The sequence below is a fragment of the Streptomyces sp. NBC_01433 genome (assembly GCF_026340105.1).
GTDB lineage: Bacteria > Actinomycetota > Actinomycetes > Streptomycetales > Streptomycetaceae > Streptomyces.
In genome coordinates, this window is sequence record NZ_JAPEPM010000001.1 from 2,731,164 (window position 1) to 2,748,919 (window position 17,756).

Consider the following 17,756-nt stretch of genomic DNA (forward strand, 5'->3'; position numbering starts at 1 on the left):
GTCCGGTTCGGGGGCGCCGGACTCACCCGGTGCGTGAGCGTCCGGCGGCGCGTTTCAGGTCAGCGGCAGGGTGCGGTACCAGTCCGTCGAGGCGGCCAGCCGGTCGAGGGGGCCGGGTCCCGGTTCCACTCCGGTGCGCTGCCAGACCTCGTCGGACCGGTACCAGTGGTCCTGCGCGAGGAGATGGAACTGCCTCTCGCTCACGATCCCCGGACGGTCGGCGAGCTCCTGGAGGCAACGGTCCCAGGACCGGTCCTCGTCGGCGGGAGGGGGCACGATCCCGTGCTCGGCGAGGGCCGCGACCAGATCACCGATCCGTACCGGCCGGGGATGCGCCGCGTGGAACACCGCGGGCCCCGGTGGTGCCGGTGCCAGCGCGACGGCGGTGATCAGCCGTCCCAGGTCCGACGCGTCCACGACCGACAGCGAGGCGGCTCCGCCCGCCCACCGGCCGGGCACCCGCTTCAGCAGCTCGGCCAGCGCGGTGACGACCCAGCGGTCACCCGTTCCCAGGACCAGCCCGGCGCGGAGCACCACCGCTCCGGCCCGCAGCGCGTGCTGTTCGCCCGCGAGCCGCGTCGCGCTGGCGGCCGACAGCGGGGCGGGGGTGAGGTCGGCGATGTCCTGGCCGGTGTGCGGGCCCCGGCCGTAGACCGCAGTGGTGGACAGATGTACGACGCGCGGTGTCCCGGCGCGTACCGCCTCCGCCATGAGAGCGGCGGTGCCCGCCTCGTTCACGGCGCGGCAGCTCTCCTCGCTCCCCGAGACCTTGGACGCCAGGTGGACCAGTACGTCGGCGTCCTCGCAGATCCCGTGCAGCGAGCCGGGGTCGGTGAGTTCGGCCCGTACCCACTCCACGCCCGGTGCGCCGGCGTGGGCCGCCCGCCGGCCGGCGAAGCGGACCGTCACCCCGTCACGGGCGAGCAGCTCCTTGGCGACATGCGCGCCGATGAACCCCGTACCACCGGTGACGACGACCCGGGTGCCGGTCACCTCGCCTCCGTCACGGGCACGCCGTTCAGGTCGAGGGCGGCGAGCGTCTCCGGTGTGGCGATGCCGGGCAGCAGGAAGCGCCACAGGTTCGTGATGCGCAGGGTCAGGTCCGAGCGGCCCGTCGTTATCTCCGACATCAGCTGTGTTCCGGTGTACGCGCCGACGAGTGTCTGCGAAAAGCTCTTCTCGTCGACGTCGTACCGGAGTTCGCCCGCCGCCCTGGCCACCACCAGCTCCTTGTGGAAGAGCGCCGCCCACCAGGAGTAGATCGAGTCGTCGTGCCGGGCCGGACCCGCGGGGTCCACGGCGAGCCGCACCCCGGCGCGCAGCAGAACATTGTGCTGCATCTCCACGGCCAGCATGAGGGTGACGTTCACCAGCTGTTGCAACCCCCGTGGTTCTGCGGGCAGTTCCAGGTCGGCCGCCTGCTCCAGCATGACGGCGTGCGCCAGTTCTTCCTTCGATTTGAAGTGGAAGTACATGGCGCCCTGTGTCATGCCCGCACGGGCCAGAATTTTGTTCGTACCCGCCCCGTAATATCCGCATTCGTCGAAACACTCGGCCGCCGCCTTGAGGAGAGCCCTCCGGGTTCGGACGGCACGTTCCTGTGGTGGTTTGGACTTCATCAGGATGACCCATGCTTTCTCGACAAACAAAGAGACCTCCCTCTATGTTAATGAAATGATGATCGTCGCTCAACTCGGCGGCGAGTGCTCTTACACGGAGGGGGGCGGTCCTCGTGCCCGCACACGACGCTGCCGGAAACTGCATCCTCGAACCAGTCATCGACCAAGTGCCGCAGCACTACGTGCACAAGTCGAACGCCGCTGAGGTCTACCTCAAGAACTGGACCAGGACGGGACCGGACGCCTTCCGCGTCGTCGCCGACTGGCCCGCCACGCACGCCTTCTACCGTGTGGGGACGGCGTTCGATCTCCTGCTGCTCTGCGAGACGATCCGTCAGACCTTTCCGCTGCTGTGTCACGCCGCGTACGAGGTGCCGATCGGGCATCAGCTCATCTGGGAGAGCTTCGCCTTCCAGGTCGACAGCGCCGCGTACGGTGCGGATCTCGGCCGTGAGGTCGAACTCCACGTCGAGTGCTTCGACCTGTCGTACCGGGGCCGCCGCCCCGCCGCCCTCTCCATGCGCATGGTCATCACGCGGGGCGGCGTCGAAGTGGCGACCGCCCGGACCAGATTCACCACGCACACCCCAGGGGTCTACCGGCGACTGCGCGGGGCCTACGCCGACGCGTCCGCGGCCATGGCCCGTTCGGTGCCCGCCCCCGCGCCGGCCGCCGCCGACGACGTCCGGCGTTCGCACGTGGACGATGTCGTGATCAGCCCAGGCACCCCGGGCGCGGACAGGCAGCTCAGAGTCCTCGCCCCGCACCCCGTCCACTTCGACCACCCCGTGGACCATGTGCCGGGCATGCTGCTGCTGGAGTCGGCGCACCAGCTGACGTACGACCTCATGCGCGGAGCCGGCCGGCCGGTCGAGATAACCGCCCTGGACTGCACGTTCACCCAGTACGTCGAGCTGGACGCGCCCTGTGCGCTCCGCTCCGAGCCCCTCGGCCCCGATGTCGCGGGCCGCGCCCGGCTCCGGGTCGAGGCCGTGCAGGCCGGCCGTGTCGCCTTCGCGGCCACGGTCACCACGACGGCTCCCTCGGAGGCGGAGGCGGGGGCGGAGACAGGGACGGCGGCGGCGACGGTGGCGGAGACCGGGGCCGACGGGCCCGCCGGGAACGGTAGAGCGGCATGACCCAACAACCCGAGGACACTCCCTGGATACCCGATGCCCCCGCCCCGACGGCACGTCTCACGGGGGTCAGTCTGCGGCATCTGCACGCCTTCCTCGCCGTTGCCGACACCTTGAGCTTCACCCACGCCGCCGCCAGGATGTCGAGCAACCAGCCCGCCCTGACCCGTTCCATCCGCCGTCTCGAAGAGCACATGGGTGTACGGCTGTTCCAGCGCACCACCCGCCAGGTCTCCCTGACCCCGGCGGGCGCGGCCCTGCGTGACGAACTCCAAGTGCTGCTGCCTCGCTTCGAGAAGGCCCTGTTCCCCGAGGGCGCCGCGCCCGTTCTGCGGCTCGGGTTCTCCTGGCTGCTCCCCGACGAGTGGGTCCACGAGGCCATCCGGCGCTTCGAGTCGGAGACCGGCGCCCGGGTCGAACTGCGGCGCCGCGACGACGCGTGCGCCGGAGTCGACCAGGCGGCCGTCGACGTGGCGATCCTGCGGGGCCGACCGCGGCGCAGCGGGGTGAGGGAGACGCCGCTCGGCACCGAGCGGTACGTCGCCGCCGTCCCGCGCCGGCATCCGCTGGCCGCACGGGAGCGGGTGGACTGGTTCGAACTGGCCGAGTACCCCCTGGTGCTCAACGAGGTCACCGGCCCCGTCGAGCAGAAGGACTGGGGCATCGCCCGTCGTCCCAGCACCGTTCTGTGCTGCCTCAACTTCGACGAGTGCATCGAGTCGGTGGCCGCGGGCAAGGGCATCAGCGTGGTGCCCGACCTGGTGCTGCGACGCAACGTCCACCCCTCCGTGGCCTTCGTGCCACTGCGGGGAGGGCCGAGCATCGCCATCTCGTTGATCCAGCCGGTCCAGGGCAGCCACCCCCTGTCGGACCGGTTCGTCCGCGTGGTCCAGCAGGTCCTGGCACCGGCCGTGCGGTTGGCGGCCGGGCCCCGCCGTCAGGGCCTGGCGGCCGGGGGCCGGTGACGCGCAGGGGGTGACCGTTCGGTACGACGGTCACCCCCTGTGCCCACGACAGGCGTGCGGCGGGGTCACGCGGGTACGAAGCGGGGTCACGCGGGTACGCGGCTGAGCGTGCGGGGCAGGCCCTCCCGTTCCCAGATGGAGTCCAGGGCGCGGGCGAAGTCCACGATCTCGCCATCGCTGTGGTGCGGCGTGGGCGTGACGCGCAGCCGCTCCGAACCCACCGGCACACTGGGCGCGTTGATGGGCTGGACATAGCAGCCGTACTGGTCCAGGAGCTGCCGGGCGACGTTGGTGCACTTGACGGCGTCACCGACGAGCACCGGCACGATGTGCGCGGCCTCGGACGCCACGGGGATGCCGTCGGCGCGCAGCAGGCCCTGGAGGAGCGCCGCCTTCTGACGCAGCGCGGCCCGCTCCCCGTCCGAACGCTTGAGATGGCGGACGGCGGCGAGCGCTCCGGCCGCGACCGCCGGAGGCAGCGCGGTGGTGAAGATGAACGCGGACGCGAAGCTCCGGACCGCGTCGATCACCGCGCCGGACCCGGCGATGTAGCCGCCCGCCGTACCGAACGCCTTCGCCAGCGTTCCCTGGACGACGTCGAAGCAGTCACCCAGCCCCCGTTCGGCGGCCAGGCCCGCACCGCGCGGCCCGTACATTCCCACCGCGTGCACCTCGTCGAGGTAGGTGAACGCGCCGTGCTGCCGGGCCAGTTCGGCGACCCGCTCCAGCGGCGCCATGTCGTTCCCCATGGAGTAGATGCTCTCCAGGGCGATGATCTTCGGCAGCGACGGGTCCGTACCGGCCAGCAGCTCTTCCAGATGGTCGGTGTCGTTGTGCCGGAAGACATGCTTCTCGGCCCCGCTGTGCCGGATACCGGCGATCATCGAGGCGTGGTTGAGGGAGTCCGAGAACACGACGCATCCGGGCGGCCGTCCCGCCAGCACCGTCAGCGCGGCGTCGTTCGCCGAGTATCCGGAAGGAAAGATGAGCGCGGACTCCATGCCGTGGAGATCCGCCAACTCCTCCTCCAGCGCTACATGGTGACGGATTTCACCCGAGATGTTCCGGGAGCCGCCGCTTCCGGCGCCCGCCTCGTCGACGGCCTTCTTCATCGCGGCCAGGACGAGCGGGTGCTGCCCCATTCCCAGGTAGTCGTTGCTGCACCACACGCTGATCCGCCTGCCGTCGCCGGGACCGTACTTCAGCGCGGTGGGGAAGGCGCCGGCCCGGCGTTCGATCTCCAGGAACGTGCGGTAGCCGCCCTGCTTCTTGAGGTTGTCGATCTGGGGCGAGAAGAATTCATCGTGGTGAAACACTGGCCCTCCGATGAACACGGCTTTCCGGACGTGACGCCAGGAATGTACAGGCGCTTGTCGGGCAAGGGAAATTCCGAATCCGCAGGGCCATGCGAAAGCTGCATAAATCGAGGTCGGAGTGGCTCCGGAACCACTCATTCCCAAAGCGCATAGATGATGTACAGGTCCCATTTCTCATGCTGCGGGTATCGCCCTAAAGTCCTTCGGTATGAGTTCCCAGGAGAAACCGCAGCCGCGGTCCGCCGACATGGGTGACATAGAAGAGCTCGTGCGCCTGCGCGGCTGTCTACTCAGCTCCGGGGGCGGCGCCCACACGGCCCGTACCCCCGAGGAGGACGACCTCTGGAAGCGCGCCTACCGGGCCTGGCTCGGCCGCGTCCTCGCCGGTGACGAGGAGGCCGTGCATGTCTCGGTGGTCGGCGGTGCGCATGCCCTGGTCGCCTGCGCCGTCGCCGTCGTGGACCAGCGCGCCCCGACCGTGCGATGTCCCAGCGGCCGGTCCGGCTGGGTGCAGACCGTGGTGGTCGACCCGGCGTCGCGGCATCGCGGACTCGGGGCACACGTGATGGAGCACGCCCTCGGCTGGCTCCGGGCGGCGGGCGCCGAAGCGGTCGTCGTGCAGACCGCCGAGGCCGGCTCCCCGCTCTACCGCGGGCTCGGATTCCAGCCGTCCGGCGAAGAGCTGCTTTCCTTGAGCCTGGAGGCGTCCGACTCCTCAAGGTCCTGATCGTCGGAATCGGGTATGCGGGGAAAATGCTTCCGCACCGCCTTCACCATCACCCGGGTGCCGAGGGAATTCGCGTATGAGGGGCGCACGCGCGAGGACGTGGACATTCCCTGATTTCAGTTACGAGACCGAGCTGGATGTCTGACCCCGCCCCCGCCCCGCCGCTGTCCCGGCTCCCGTGGCCGATCGACAGGGATGATCCGCGAATGGGAGCAGGGGCGAGGACGTGGATCTTCCGGGTCGGGCTCGGGGAGTTCCGGGTCCGGTCGGGAGTTCCCGGTCAGTTCACTATGTCGCGGCGTCGCAGCGCTGCCAGGCCCGCCGCCACCACGACCGCCGCGACCGCCGTCAGCAGCAGCACCGGGGTCCAGGTCATCTCCCCGCCCGGCAGCTTCGGCAGGTGGCTGAACGGTGAGAGGTTCATCGCGGGCTGCGGCAGGTCCACCGCCGGACCGATCCAGCCGATCGCCAGGCAGAGCCCGGCGATGCCCCACGAGGCCGATGCCAGCTTCGGCGCGGCCCCGTGGAGCAGGACCGCGATGCTGCCGAGCAGCCAGACCGCGGGGAGCTGGACCAGGGACGCGCCCAGGATCGCCGGAAGGTGATGGCCGTATCCGAGGGCCAGACCGAGACCGCCGACGACCATGATGAGCGCGGCGCCGCCGAAGGCGATGACCAGGTGCCCGGCGGCCCAGCCGATGCGGCCGACCCCGCCCGCGAGGACGGGTTCGGCGCGTTGGCCGGTCTCCTCGCCGTGCAGCCGGAGCACCGAGGCGACGATGTACAGCGCCGCCACTATCCCCAGCATCCCGACCATCGTCGCCAGGAACGCGTCGGTCAGCCCGGACTGACCGCCCATCCGCTCGAAGATCTCCTTCGTCTTCTCGTTGTCGCCGACCAGCTCCGCCGCCCCGCCGGTCAGGCTGCCGAAGATCACGCCGACGGCGGCGAAGGAGAGCGTCCAGCCGATCAGCGAACCGCGCTGGAGCCGCAGCGCCAGTCCGGCCGCCGTGGAGATCCGCCCCGTGGCCGGGCCCGGACGGGTCGCCAGGAAGCTCATGCCGACATCGCGCCGCCCGGCCAGGGTGTACGCGAGCACGGCCTGGACCCCGATAGCGGCGGCCAGGATCAGCAGGACCCACCAGCGCTCGACGGCGTAGGCCCGGACGTGCTCGGCCCAGCCGATGGGGGAGAGCCAGGTCAGTGCGGAGGAGCCGTCGTCCGTCGCGGAGTCGCCCGCCGCCTTCAGGACGAACGCGGCCCCGATCGCCGCCGCCGTCAGCCCCTTCGCCAGCCGGGCGCTCTCGGTGAACTGGGCGGCGATGCCCGCCGTACAGGCGAAGAGCACACCCGTGCCGGCCACCGACATGGCCAGCGCCACCGCTCCCGCGCCGCCCGCACCGGCGCCCGACAGCGCGGCCACTATCACCAGGGCCAGCGCGGCGTTGGCGATCACGGCGGTCAGGAGGGCGGCGGTCAGCGGGGCGCGCCGGCCCACCATCGCGGAGGAGAGCATCTCCTGACGCCCGGTCTCCTCCTCCTCGCGGGTGTGCCGGATCACGATGATCAGGCTCATCACGGCGGCCAGCGCGGCTCCGAAGCCGACCATGCGCCAGGCCACGAGCCCGCCGAGCGAGTCGTCGAAGATCGGCCCGTACAGCGCGCGGATCGAGCTGTTGCCGTTCATCGAGGCGGCCATGTCGGCGCGCTGGGCGGCCGTCTCGTACAGCGAGGCGTAGGACTTGGCCACGGAGGAGAAGGAACCTCCGAGCACCAGGACCCAGATCGGCATCATCAGCCGGTCCCGGCGCAGGGCGAGCCGCAGCAGGGTCCCGGTCCCGGAGAGCGGGCCGTGACGCGGCGCCGGGCGGCGTACGGCGGTGGGGACGGTCATGGCCGCGGTCATCGCGCCGCCACCTCCTCGGGCACCTGGTCGGCGGCGTAGTGCCGCATGAACAGCTCCTCCAGCGTGGGTGGGGTGCTGGTCAGCGAACGGACCCCGGAGGCGGTGAGCGACGCGAGCACCGCGTTCAGCTTGTCCGTGTCCACCTGGAGCTTGACCCGGCCGCCCTGGATGTCGAGATCGTGCACACCGGGCAGCCGCGCGAGTCCGTCGGGCGCGCGGGACAGCTCGGCGGTGATGCTCGTACGGGTCAGGTGGCGCATGTCCGCGAGCGAACCCGTCTCCACCGTCCGGCCCTGCCGGATGATGCTGACCCGGTCGCAGAGTGCTTCGACCTCGCTGAGGATGTGGCTGGAGAGCAGCACGGTCCGGCCGCGCTCCCGCTCCTCCTCGACGCAGCTCTGGAAGACCTCCTCCATCAGCGGGTCCAGCCCGCTGGTCGGCTCGTCCAGGATCAGGAGGTCGACGTCGGAGGCGAAGGCGGCGACGAGGGCGACCTTCTGCCGGTTGCCCTTGGAGTACGTACGCCCCTTCTTCGTCGGGTCCAGCTCGAACCGTTCGATCAGGTCGGCGCGGCGGGAGCGGTCCAGCCCGCCGCGCAGCCGCCCGTAGAGGTCTATGACCTCGCCCCCGGAGAGATTGCGCCACAGGGTGACGTCACCGGGGACGTACGCCACGCGCCGGTGCAGGGCTACCGCGTCGTGCCACGGGTCCCGGCCGAGCAGCTGCGTGGCGCCCGAGTCGGCCCGCAGCAGCCCCAGCAGAACCCGGATGGTGGTGGACTTCCCGGAGCCGTTGGGCCCGAGGAAGCCATGAACCTCACCGGTCTCGACCGTGAGATCGAGGCCGTCCAGCGCACGTGTCCGCCCGAACGACTTATGCAGTCCGGCCACGGTGATTGCCTTCGTCATGTTTTGAACGTACGCTACTTTCATAAATTTGTGAAGTTAAGGAAGCGTATAAAATTGAGCCGTGATCCGGGCAGGGGAGACGATGTGGCGATGAACAGCGAGAACGGCGCGGACGCGCGCGACGAACAGGGCGAGCGGGACACGGCGGCCGTGTCCCGGTTCATCGAACGGTTCGCCGCCGATATGACCGACGCGGGCATGCAGCGGATGGCGTCCCGCGTCTTCGCGGCGCTCCTCGCCGATGACGACGCGTCGATGACCTCGGCGGAGCTGGCCCTCGCGCTCCAGATCAGCCCGGCCGCAGTCTCCGGCGCGGTCAGCTATCTCGCCCAGGTCGACATGGTGAGCCGCGAGCGCGAGCCGGGCTCCCGCCGCGACCGCTACCGCCTGCACAACGAGATCTGGTACACCACGTTCGCCAGCCGGGACCGGGTGCTCACGCGCTGGGAGGACACCCTGAAGGAGGGCGCCCGCACGCTGGGCGACGACTCCCCGGCCGGGGTCAGGATGGCGGAGACGGCGGCGTTCTTCGAGTTCGTCCAGGTGGAGCTGGTGGGGATGATGGAGCGCTGGAAGGCCCACCGCGAGACACTCGTTTCCCGCCGGAGCAGGGCTGACGGATCAGGACTGCCGGAGCCGAGCGATGGATCGGGAGTGACGGATCAGGCGTGACGGATCGGGAGTGACGGATCAGGTGCGATCCCGCCGGATCGGTGTGCCCCGCGGATCGGGTGCGATCGCGCAGCAGACAACTCAAGCAGCCGCGGAGGCGGAGGCGGCGGCGCAGTGGCCGGCCGGCTACGTCAGCGGGTACGACGTCCTGCCGGAGGCCTCGTCGATCTCCTCGTGCGCCTTGGTCAGCAGCCTCATCGCCAGTTCGTTGAGCGCACGCGCTCCCGCGATCTCCTCGCCGACTCTCTGCTGATCCGAGTCGGAGGGGTGGCGGCTGGCGTATCCGTGCGCCCGCACCTCGCTCCCGTCGGAGAGCCTCACCATCGCCGCCGCACGGGTGCGGTGGGTGTCCTCCTCGAATTCCAGCTCGATGTGCCAGCCGACAGCGGTCCGGGTCATGACAGTCACCTCCGAAACCTCCAGAGCCCCCACAACCCCCTGGCCCCCGCAGCCCTCTCTTCTCAGAGTGCGCCCGTTCCCCCGTCCGCGCTCGCCGGGCAGGGCAGCATCAGCCCCCAGGCACCCGCCCGCACCGTCCACGTCCGGGTCCGGACCGGGCCGCCGACCTGTATGTCCGCCCGGTAGCGGAAGTCCGCGCCGGAGACCGTGACGGACTTCGCCTCCGCCGTGACCGTCCCGCCCGACGACGTGTGCACCACCACGTCGGCGAGGCCGCCGTCGCCCTGTGAGGTCACCGAGACGCACTCGACCGGCCGGTCCAGGTCATTGAGCAGGATTCCGTCCGCCTCGACCCGCAACCGGTGTTTCCGCAGCGGCGCGGCATGGGAGGGCAGCCCCGGGCGCACCAGGGACGCCATCAACGAGCGGCAGGTGTCCCAGACCGCCGTGACACCCGTGTGCGGCTCACCCGAACCAGAACCAGAACCAGCGGCAGAACCCGAGCCGGACCCCGAACCCCCTTCCTGTCCCGGACCCGGGCCCGCGCCGGTCCCCGGGGCAGGAAGCGGGCCGGGGATGCGCAGGTGGCCCAGGACGACGCCGTCGCTGTCGTCCACCAGCAGGTCCAGCTTCCGTACGGCTCCGTCGAGCGCCGTTCTCGCGGCGGCCACCGCGCCCCGGGGCACGCCGAGTGCGCGGGCCAGTTCCAGCGCGTGCGCGGCGCCGACCGGGATCAGGGAGAGCGCGCCGTCGGCCAGCTCCCGCTCACGGTGCAACTGGGCCACCGCGCGCAGCAGCGCGTGGTCGTCGCCGACGACCACCGGCCTTCGGTTGCCCCGGCGGGCCAGGGCCCGTGCGAACTCCTCCGGACTGTCCGGGAGGCAGATTTTGGCGTGCGAACCGGCGCTCAGCACGTCCTTGGCGATACGTACGGACTCGCCGTCGGTCCGGCGGGCAACCGGGTCGATGAGCACCAGAAGCTGGTGGTCGCCGTCGTCGGGGGGCTCTGCAGCCGACACCTCGGTCCTTCCTCGGGTAGCATCTTGGTGCAAGAGCCCCTTGCGCTATTGCGCCAGGGGCTTCGTCTATTCCGGGGCACCCGGTTCGACGGCTCAGGCTTTGCCGTACATCGTCGTGCGGCAGGTACGACCTTTACGTACGCCCCCTGACCTTGGACATGCCCCGCCCGGAAGGGGTGTACGCCTGTGCCCGCACTTGTGCTGCTCGGTGCTCAGTGGGGTGACGAGGGCAAGGGGAAGGCCACCGACCTCCTCGGTGGATCCGTGGACTATGTGGTGCGTTACCAAGGCGGCAACAACGCCGGTCACACGGTCGTCGTAGGCGACCAGAAGTACGCACTGCATCTCCTCCCCTCCGGAATCCTGTCGCCGGGGTGTACCCCGGTCATCGGAAACGGTGTCGTGGTCGACCCGGCGGTCCTGCTCTCCGAGCTGAGCGGTCTGAACGAGCGAGGCGTCGACACGTCCAAGCTTCTGATCAGCGGCAACGCTCATTTGATCACTCCGTACAACGTCACGCTCGACAAGGTGACGGAACGCTTCCTCGGTAAGCGGAAGATCGGCACGACCGGCCGCGGTATCGGCCCGACGTACGCCGACAAGATCAACCGGGTGGGCATCCGCGTCCAGGACCTCTACGACGAGTCGATCCTGGTGCAGAAGGTCGAAGCGGCCCTGGAGCAGAAGAACCAGCTCCTGGCCAAGGTCTTCAACCGGCGCGCGATCGAGGCCGGAAAGATTGTCGAGGAGATGCTCCAGTACGCGGAGCAGATCAAGCCCTACGTCGCCGACACGACGCTGATCCTGAACGACGCCATCGACGAGGGCAAGGTCGTCCTCTTCGAGGGCGGCCAGGGCACCCTGCTCGACGTCGACCACGGCACGTACCCCTTCGTCACCTCCTCGAACCCGACCGCGGGCGGCGCCTGCACCGGTTCCGGCGTGGGCCCGACGAAGATCAGCCGGGTCATCGGCATCCTCAAGGCGTACACGACGCGCGTCGGCGCCGGGCCGTTCCCCACGGAGCTGCTCGACGAGGACGGCGAGGCGCTGCGGCGCATCGGTGGCGAGCGCGGTGTCACCACCGGCCGTGACCGTCGCTGCGGCTGGTTCGACGCCCCGATCGCGCGGTACGCGACCCGGGTCAACGGACTCACCGACTTCTTCCTCACCAAGCTGGACGTGCTCACCGGCTGGGAGCAGATCCCGGTCTGCGTGGCGTACGAGATCGACGGCAAGCGCGTCGAGGAACTCCCGTACAACCAGACCGACTTCCACCACGCGAAGCCGATCTACGAGATGCTGCCGGGCTGGTCCGAGGACATCACCAAGGCCAAGACCTTCGACGACCTGCCGAAGAACGCGCGGGCGTACGTGAAGGCCCTGGAGGAGATGTCGGGCGCACCGATCTCCGCGATCGGTGTCGGCCCCGGCCGCACCGAGACCATCGAGATCAACTCGTTCCTGTAGGGACCACGCCAGGGACCACGCCAGGAACACCGCAGTACGTACGGAAGGGCCCCGGATCGGCGTGACAGCGCTGATCCGGGGCCCTTCCCCGTTGCGGCAAAGGGGCTTCCTGGTCTAGACCTTGACAGGTTCAGGCCACCAGGGCTTGAGTGTTCGGCACGTCAAGTCGGCACGTCAACTCCGCCCGCCGTGGCGTTCGGCGCGCCGCGCCGAAGGGGTGAGCAGCGCTGAACCGCATCAAGAGCTTCCTGACCGTCCTGAGTGCCGTCGTCGCGACGGCCGCCTTCGTCCCCGCAGCTTCCGCGGCCTCCGCGACGGCCGCCACCACCGGACCCGCCGGACCTGCGGTGGCCTCCGCACCGGCCGCGCCCGCCGCCTCTACCGGAGCCGTCACCTCCGCGTGCGCGCCGCTCTGGAGTTCCTCGACCGCCTACACGGCCGGTGGCACCGTCTCCCACCACGGGCGCAACTGGAGTGCCAAGTGGTGGACGCGGAACGAGAATCCGGGCGCCACCACCGTCTGGTCCGACCGGGGAGCCTGTACGGGCGGGGTCTCGGACTTCGTGATCAGCGAGGCGCGGTTCGACGAGATCTTCCCGGACCGTGACGCCTTCTACACGTACCAGGGGCTGATCGACGCCCTGCACGCCTATCCGCGCTTCGCCAATACCGGGACGCCCGGGACGCGGGCCCGCGAGGCCGCCGCCTTCCTGACGCACGCGCACTTCGAGTCGGTCGGGCTGAAGTACGTGAAGGAGATCAACGAAGCCAACTACTGGCGCAAGTGCGACTACAGCCGGCCCTACGGCTGCCCGGCGGGCCAGAAGGCGTACTACGGCCGCGGCCCCATCATGTTCAGCTGGAACTTCAACTACAAGGCCGCCGGTGACGCGCTCGGCCTCGATCTGCTGAACAACCCGTGGCTCGTCGAGCAGGACCCGTCGGTCGCCTGGCAGACCGCCCTTTGGTACTGGAACACCCAGAACGGCCCCGGCACCATGACCTCGCACGAGGCCATGGTCGGCGGTGCGGGCTTCGGCGAGACCATCCGTTCGCTCAACGGCTCGCTGGAGTGCGACGGCGGCAACCCCGAGTCGGTGGCGGCGCGGGTGGCCACGTACGAGCGGATCACCGGGATCATCGGTACGGCACCGGGTTCCGGCCTCACCTGCTGAGCCGGGCTCCGGCATCGAACGTTCCACATGCTGGACGGGCCCGAAGGTTTTTCCTTCGGGCCCGGCGGCGGTCGAGGGTGCGATCCGGACTGACTGCCTCCGGAATCACCGCTGTTGAGAGCGCTCCCGGCCCGACGGAGCGAGGCGCTCCGGTGCCTGTGTGCGCTGAGGAACGTGTGAAGGGAACATGTCTTCGGGATGGTCTAGACCTTGACAGGTTCAGACCATCATCGCTTGAGTGACGGTCACCCCCATGGCGGCGCGCACGGTCGAACGTGGCGCCGCACCTAAGGAGTGATCACGTGATCAGACGCGTCATGAGTCTTCTGGCCGCGCTCGGCGCGGTCGTCGCGACGATCGTCGTTCTCCCCGCCACCACGGCCGCGGCCGCCGACTGCGCCCCGGCCTGGAACTCCTCGTCCGTCTATACGGGCGGTGGCTCCGCCTCGTACAACGGGCACAACTGGTCCGCCAAGTGGTGGACCCAGAACGAGACTCCGGGCACCTCGGACGTCTGGGCGGACAAGGGCTCCTGCGGCAGCGGCGGCACCGACCCGGGCGAGCCCAACCCGTCGGGCTTCGTCGTCAGCGAGTCGCAGTTCAACCAGATGTTCCCGAACCGGAACTCGTTCTACACGTACAGCGGTCTGACCGCCGCGCTGAGCGCCTACCCGGGCTTCGCCAACACCGGCAGCGACACGGTCAAGCGCCAGGAGGCGGCGGCGTTCCTCGCCAACGTCAGCCATGAGACCGGCGGTCTGGTGTACATCGTCGAGCAGAACCAGAGCAACTACCCGCACTACTGCGACGCGACCCAGCCCTACGGCTGCCCGGCAGGACAGGCCGCGTACTACGGTCGCGGTCCCATCCAGCTCAGCTGGAACTTCAACTACAAGGCCGCGGGCGACGCGCTCGGCATCGACCTGCTGGGCAACCCGTATCTGGTGGAGCAGAACGCTTCCGTGGCCTGGAAGACCGGCCTGTGGTACTGGAACACCCAGAACGGCCCCGGCACCATGACGCCCCACAACGCCATGGTCAACGGCGCCGGTTTCGGTGAGACGATCCGCTCGATCAACGGCAGCCTGGAGTGCAACGGCGGTAACCCCGGCCAGGTCCAGAGCCGCATCAACAAGTACACGGCGTTCACCCAGATCCTCGGCACCACCACCGGCTCGAACCTGAGCTGCTGACCGCCGATCCCTCCACCTGAGCGGGGGGTGCGTCCGGCTGCGGCCGGACGCACCCCCCGTTTCGGCGTTCAACTCCCTTGAGATTCAGGGGAGTCAGGGTGAGTCAGAGGGAATCAGGGGTGTCAGCGGTGTCGGCGGCGTCGCAGCTCGGTTCGCCCCCGGTGGTGCGGATGCGGATGAGCATCTTGTGCAGCACATCGAGCTCGTCCGCGTCCAGGGCCGAGAACAGTTCGGCCTCGGCGGACGCGATGCCGTCGTAGATGTCCGTGACGAGCCGCGTTCCGCGCGGCGAGATCTCCACGATGTGACGGCGGCGGTCGGCGGGGTCGCGCCGTCGCTCGGCCAGCCCGGCGTCCTCCAGGTCGTTGAGCATCGCGACCAGCATGCTGGGGTCCACGCCAAGGGTCTGGGCCAGGGCCTGCTGGCCGGTCGCCCCCTGGTCGGCCAGCACCATGAGCACGTGCGCCTGGTTGTTCTTGATGCCGTGTGCCCGTACGGCCTCCTGTACGCGCATGCCGGCTATCTGGCCCGCGAAGGCCAGTGCGAGTCCGGGCCGCTTCTCCATCACGGAACAAATGCTACCAGTGTCGTGATAATTGGATGCTTGAGATCGTTGAGTGCATTCAACGATCTGCTAGCCTCGATGGTAAATCATCCTTGATTACCTGGAGTGCAAGATGTCCCTCGCCTACCTCATCGTCGGCATCGTGCTGGCCCTGATGCTGCTGGTCTCGGCGCGCGCCAAGCTCACCCGCAATCAGCAGCTTGTCGACGGCCTCACCGGCCTCGGCGTGCCTCTGAAGATGTTCCCGTTCCTGGCCGCGTGCGAGATCGCCGGTGCGGTCGGCCTGGTCATCGGCATCTGGTGGGCGCCGCTGGGCATCGCGGCCGCCATCGGTGTGGTGCTCTACTTCGTCGGTGCGGTCGGCACCCACCTGCGCAGGAGCGACTTCAAGGGCGCGCCCAACGCGGCCGTCATGCTCCTCCTCGCGGTCGCCGTGCTGATCCTGCGCGTCCTGTCGGCCTGATCCCGCGCGCCCTGATCCCGCGCGCCCCGCATCCCGCGCCGGTCCCGCCAGGAGACGCCGTGGGCCGGGCCTAGATCAGTGGCGGTTTCACCGACATCAGCAGGTGCCGGTGGGTCTCCGTGCCCGCCTCGTCCGTGATCATCGCGCGCTGTCCCGGGCCCAGCAGGAGCAGCCGGATCACCGGTTCCTCGAACGAGGACAGGGCGTCCATCAGATACGAGGGGTTGAAGGCGACCGTCATCCCCTCGGCGCCCTCCAGCGTCGCGGGCAGGCGCTGGGAGGCCACGTCGTCCTCGTAACCGGCTTGCAGCAGTACGGAGTTGTCTTCGGGCCCGAACGTCATCTGGAGCGGGCTGTCCCCGTCCGCGACCACCGAGACGCGCTTGACGGCCTCCACCAGCAGCTTGCGGTCCACCACCGCGACGGCGGGGTCCGGCATGGCGAACAGCTTGTCGTGGCGCGGCAGTCGGCCGTCCAGGAGGCGCACCGTCGTCCGCATCCCGGCGTGTTCGAAGCCGACGGACCCCGCGTCCAGCGCGACGCTCACGAGACCGGACCGGCCCAGCGAGCGGGCGATCTCGGTCAGCCTGCGGGCCGAGACCACGACATCGGCCGACGCGTCGGGCCCGGCCGCCTTCCACGGCAGCGTACGCACCGCGAACCGGTACCGGTCGGTGGCGGCGAGCGTCATCGTCGTCCCGTCGAACCCCAGCCGGATCCCGGTGAGCGTCGGCAGGGTGTCGTCCCGCCCCGCGGCCACCGTCACATGGGCGACCGCCGCCGCGAACTCCGCCGCGTCCACCGCCCCGCGGACCTCCGGCAGCGGCGGCAGCGCCGGATAGTCGTCCAGCGGCAGCACCGAGAGCCCGAACCGGGCCCCGTCCCCCGACACGGTGAACCGCGAGCCCTCCACCGCGCACTCCACGGCCCCCTCGGGGAGCACCTTGCAGATGTCCAGCAGCCGCCGCCCCATGACCAGCACCTTCCCGGGACGTACGGTCTCCGCCTCCACGTCGATGCACGCGGACGCCTCGTAGTCCAGCCCGGAGATGCGCAGCCGCCCGCCGTCCGTCTCCAGCAGCAGCCCGCCCAGTACGGGTACGGGCGACCGGGTCGGAAGTACGCGGGCCGCCCAGGCCACGGTGTCGGTCAGCGCGCCTCGCTCGATGCGGAACTCCATGGCGGCAGGCCCTCTTCTCGTCGGTCGTCCGGACTCCGGATGTCCGGCACGGCTTCCGACGACGCTATGCGCCACCACTGACAATCCCGCCGCGCCCGGTCGGCCACGGGCAGCCGTCAGCCGGACGCGGGTCCCGTCAGGTGCCGGTGACCAGGTCCGCGTACGGCGGCGGCAGGGCGATGCCGAACTGCCGGTGCAGGGCCAGCACATCGCGGATGTCGTTGTCGTCGATGGCGTAACCGGTGTGCGAGAGGACCTGGAACTCGGCGGTCCCGCAGGCCACCGTCCGCCCGAGGACCGTGCCGGTGCCGTCGAGCGAACCCACGGGGTACGGAATCCCGTCGGGCCCGTGGACGTGGGTGCCCCGCTCGTCGAGCCGGATCGCGGAGAGGTCCACGAGGTGGACGTCCACCCGTCGGTCCGCCGTGTCGCTCAGCACCCAGTTCCAGGGGCCGTCGTCACGCCAGAGGGTGAAGGAGGCGGCTGCCATGACCTCGGAGTACCGGGCACGGTCCGGGGAGCGCACCACGATGTCGAGATCGTCGTGCGCGCGGGTCTGTCTGCCGAGCAGTGCGTCGACGCCCCAGCCGCCGTCGAGCCATACGTCCACCCCGGCGCCGCCGAGGAGATCGAGGATGTCCAGCACGTCTTCGGCGCTCATCATGGGCCTCATGATCACAGGAACCGACGACAGCGACCACCCCCGTGAGCCGCTGCCGTCGTGCTCCCCCGACTGTTCCGGCGCTGTTTCCCGTCGTCCCCCGACGACTTCTGTTGCCCCGTCGTCGCCGACGGGCCGGAACACGTTTCGCACCTTAGGCCGGTGGGCACCGGAGCGGCAGATTCAATTCGACCAGTGTGGCGACGCGGGGGTATCAGTCCGCACAGCCAAACCGGTACTCTGCCTTCCGGTTTCGGGGCGGTGGGTGATGAGGCACAACCGGACAGTGAACCCGGTCGGACAGTGAGCGCAGCCGGACAGTGAGTACAGCCGGACAGTGAGCACAGGAGGACGCGTGCACGTGCGGGAGCGGGCCGAGGAC

Annotated in this window: 18 protein-coding genes; 8 read left to right on the forward strand and 10 right to left on the reverse strand. The window is 69.9% G+C overall.

What is annotated here, in order from left to right; genetic code table 11:
- Positions 1-54 precede the first annotated feature (54 nt).
- Both OG413_RS12280 and OG413_RS12285 read right to left on the reverse strand, forming a co-directional pair.
- On the reverse strand, positions 55-993 hold the full coding sequence (locus OG413_RS12280; protein WP_266805054.1) for an NAD(P)-dependent oxidoreductase: 939 nt from the start codon (positions 991-993) through the stop codon (positions 55-57).
- Positions 990-1,649: a ScbR family autoregulator-binding transcription factor gene (locus OG413_RS12285; protein WP_266805055.1), complete on the reverse strand. Its 660-nt coding sequence runs from the start codon at positions 1,647-1,649 to the stop codon at positions 990-992. The genes OG413_RS12280 and OG413_RS12285 overlap by 4 nt, the downstream gene beginning before the upstream one ends.
- Positions 1,650-1,732: 83 nt before the next feature.
- Here OG413_RS12285 and OG413_RS12290 point away from each other — a divergent pair, with 83 nt between their 5' ends.
- A complete protein-coding gene (locus OG413_RS12290; RefSeq protein ID WP_266805057.1) occupies positions 1,733-2,758 on the forward strand; it encodes a ScbA/BarX family gamma-butyrolactone biosynthesis protein in 1,026 nt (341 codons plus the stop codon).
- Complete coding sequence (locus tag OG413_RS12295) at positions 2,755-3,720, forward strand: LysR family transcriptional regulator (RefSeq protein ID WP_266805058.1); 966 nt, start codon at positions 2,755-2,757, stop codon at positions 3,718-3,720. The genes OG413_RS12290 and OG413_RS12295 overlap by 4 nt, the downstream gene beginning before the upstream one ends.
- Before the next feature lie 86 nt (positions 3,721-3,806).
- On the opposite strand, the gene hemA is transcribed toward OG413_RS12295, so the two are convergent.
- A complete protein-coding gene (gene hemA / locus OG413_RS12300) occupies positions 3,807-5,036 on the reverse strand; it encodes a 5-aminolevulinate synthase (RefSeq protein ID WP_266805060.1) in 1,230 nt (409 codons plus the stop codon).
- Positions 5,037-5,244: 208 nt separating this feature from the next.
- Here hemA and OG413_RS12305 point away from each other — a divergent pair, with 208 nt between their 5' ends.
- Positions 5,245-5,763, forward strand: coding sequence for an N-acetyltransferase (locus OG413_RS12305; protein ID WP_266805062.1), 519 nt, complete (start codon positions 5,245-5,247; stop codon positions 5,761-5,763).
- Between the two features lie 280 nt (positions 5,764-6,043).
- On the opposite strand, the gene OG413_RS12310 is transcribed toward OG413_RS12305, so the two are convergent.
- Both OG413_RS12310 and OG413_RS12315 read right to left on the reverse strand, forming a co-directional pair.
- Positions 6,044-7,669, reverse strand: coding sequence for an ABC transporter permease (locus tag OG413_RS12310; protein ID WP_266805064.1), 1,626 nt, complete (start codon positions 7,667-7,669; stop codon positions 6,044-6,046).
- On the reverse strand, positions 7,666-8,577 hold the full coding sequence (locus tag OG413_RS12315; RefSeq protein ID WP_266805066.1) for an ABC transporter ATP-binding protein: 912 nt from the start codon (positions 8,575-8,577) through the stop codon (positions 7,666-7,668). Before OG413_RS12315 ends, OG413_RS12310 begins: the two co-directional genes overlap by 4 nt.
- 90 nt (positions 8,578-8,667) lie before the next feature.
- Between OG413_RS12315 and OG413_RS12320 the strand changes: the two genes are divergently transcribed.
- A complete protein-coding gene (locus tag OG413_RS12320) occupies positions 8,668-9,249 on the forward strand; it encodes a GbsR/MarR family transcriptional regulator (RefSeq protein ID WP_266805068.1) in 582 nt (193 codons plus the stop codon).
- Positions 9,250-9,375: 126 nt separating this feature from the next.
- Here OG413_RS12320 and OG413_RS12325 read toward each other — a convergent pair whose 3' ends face one another.
- Positions 9,376-9,648: a DUF1876 domain-containing protein gene (locus tag OG413_RS12325; RefSeq protein WP_266805070.1), complete on the reverse strand. Its 273-nt coding sequence runs from the start codon at positions 9,646-9,648 to the stop codon at positions 9,376-9,378.
- A 62-nt stretch (positions 9,649-9,710) separates the two neighbouring features.
- Complete coding sequence (locus OG413_RS12330) at positions 9,711-10,667, reverse strand: diacylglycerol kinase (protein ID WP_266805071.1); 957 nt, start codon at positions 10,665-10,667, stop codon at positions 9,711-9,713.
- Between the two features lie 186 nt (positions 10,668-10,853).
- Here OG413_RS12330 and OG413_RS12335 point away from each other — a divergent pair, with 186 nt between their 5' ends.
- The 3 genes from OG413_RS12335 to OG413_RS12345 all read left to right on the forward strand — a co-directional run bounded on the left by OG413_RS12335 (position 10,854) and on the right by OG413_RS12345 (position 14,505).
- Positions 10,854-12,137: an adenylosuccinate synthase gene (locus OG413_RS12335; protein WP_266805073.1), complete on the forward strand. Its 1,284-nt coding sequence runs from the start codon at positions 10,854-10,856 to the stop codon at positions 12,135-12,137.
- A gap of 227 nt (positions 12,138-12,364) precedes the next feature.
- On the forward strand, positions 12,365-13,312 hold the full coding sequence (locus OG413_RS12340) for a glycoside hydrolase family 19 protein (RefSeq protein WP_323137914.1): 948 nt from the start codon (positions 12,365-12,367) through the stop codon (positions 13,310-13,312).
- 302 nt (positions 13,313-13,614) lie between these two features.
- Complete coding sequence (locus OG413_RS12345) at positions 13,615-14,505, forward strand: glycoside hydrolase family 19 protein (protein ID WP_266805076.1); 891 nt, start codon at positions 13,615-13,617, stop codon at positions 14,503-14,505.
- Between the two features lie 103 nt (positions 14,506-14,608).
- On the opposite strand, the gene OG413_RS12350 is transcribed toward OG413_RS12345, so the two are convergent.
- A complete protein-coding gene (locus OG413_RS12350; protein ID WP_266810098.1) occupies positions 14,609-15,070 on the reverse strand; it encodes a MarR family winged helix-turn-helix transcriptional regulator in 462 nt (153 codons plus the stop codon).
- 112 nt (positions 15,071-15,182) lie between these two features.
- On the opposite strand from OG413_RS12350, the gene OG413_RS12355 reads away from it, so the two are divergent.
- Entirely contained in the window at positions 15,183-15,533 is a 351-nt protein-coding gene (locus tag OG413_RS12355) for a DoxX family protein (protein WP_266805078.1), read from the forward strand.
- A gap of 70 nt (positions 15,534-15,603) precedes the next feature.
- Here the strand turns inward: OG413_RS12355 and dnaN are convergent, their stop codons facing one another.
- Together dnaN and OG413_RS12365 are read right to left on the reverse strand one after the other, a co-directional pair.
- Entirely contained in the window at positions 15,604-16,713 is a 1,110-nt protein-coding gene (gene dnaN, locus OG413_RS12360; RefSeq protein ID WP_266805080.1) for a DNA polymerase III subunit beta, read from the reverse strand.
- A 136-nt stretch (positions 16,714-16,849) separates the two neighbouring features.
- Positions 16,850-17,377: a nucleotidyltransferase domain-containing protein gene (locus OG413_RS12365; protein WP_266805082.1), complete on the reverse strand. Its 528-nt coding sequence runs from the start codon at positions 17,375-17,377 to the stop codon at positions 16,850-16,852.
- Positions 17,378-17,756 lie beyond the last annotated feature (379 nt).

Excerpts from the sequence above, each read along its gene's own strand:
- OG413_RS12295 (WP_266805058.1), top strand. The coding sequence starts at position 2,755 with ATGACCCAACAACCCGAGGACACTCCCTGGATACCCGATGCCCCCGCC.
- OG413_RS12305 (WP_266805062.1), top strand. The coding sequence starts at position 5,245 with ATGAGTTCCCAGGAGAAACCGCAGCCGCGGTCCGCCGACATGGGTGAC.
- OG413_RS12310 (WP_266805064.1), bottom strand. The coding sequence starts at position 7,669 with ATGACCGCGGCCATGACCGTCCCCACCGCCGTACGCCGCCCGGCGCCG.
- OG413_RS12315 (WP_266805066.1), bottom strand. The coding sequence starts at position 8,577 with ATGACGAAGGCAATCACCGTGGCCGGACTGCATAAGTCGTTCGGGCGG.
- OG413_RS12320 (WP_266805068.1), top strand. The coding sequence starts at position 8,668 with ATGAACAGCGAGAACGGCGCGGACGCGCGCGACGAACAGGGCGAGCGG.
- OG413_RS12325 (WP_266805070.1), bottom strand. The coding sequence starts at position 9,648 with ATGACCCGGACCGCTGTCGGCTGGCACATCGAGCTGGAATTCGAGGAG.
- OG413_RS12350 (WP_266810098.1), bottom strand. The coding sequence starts at position 15,070 with ATGGAGAAGCGGCCCGGACTCGCACTGGCCTTCGCGGGCCAGATAGCC.
- OG413_RS12355 (WP_266805078.1), top strand. The coding sequence starts at position 15,183 with ATGTCCCTCGCCTACCTCATCGTCGGCATCGTGCTGGCCCTGATGCTG.
- dnaN (WP_266805080.1), bottom strand. The coding sequence starts at position 16,713 with ATGGAGTTCCGCATCGAGCGAGGCGCGCTGACCGACACCGTGGCCTGG.
- OG413_RS12365 (WP_266805082.1), bottom strand. The coding sequence starts at position 17,377 with ATGATGAGCGCCGAAGACGTGCTGGACATCCTCGATCTCCTCGGCGGC.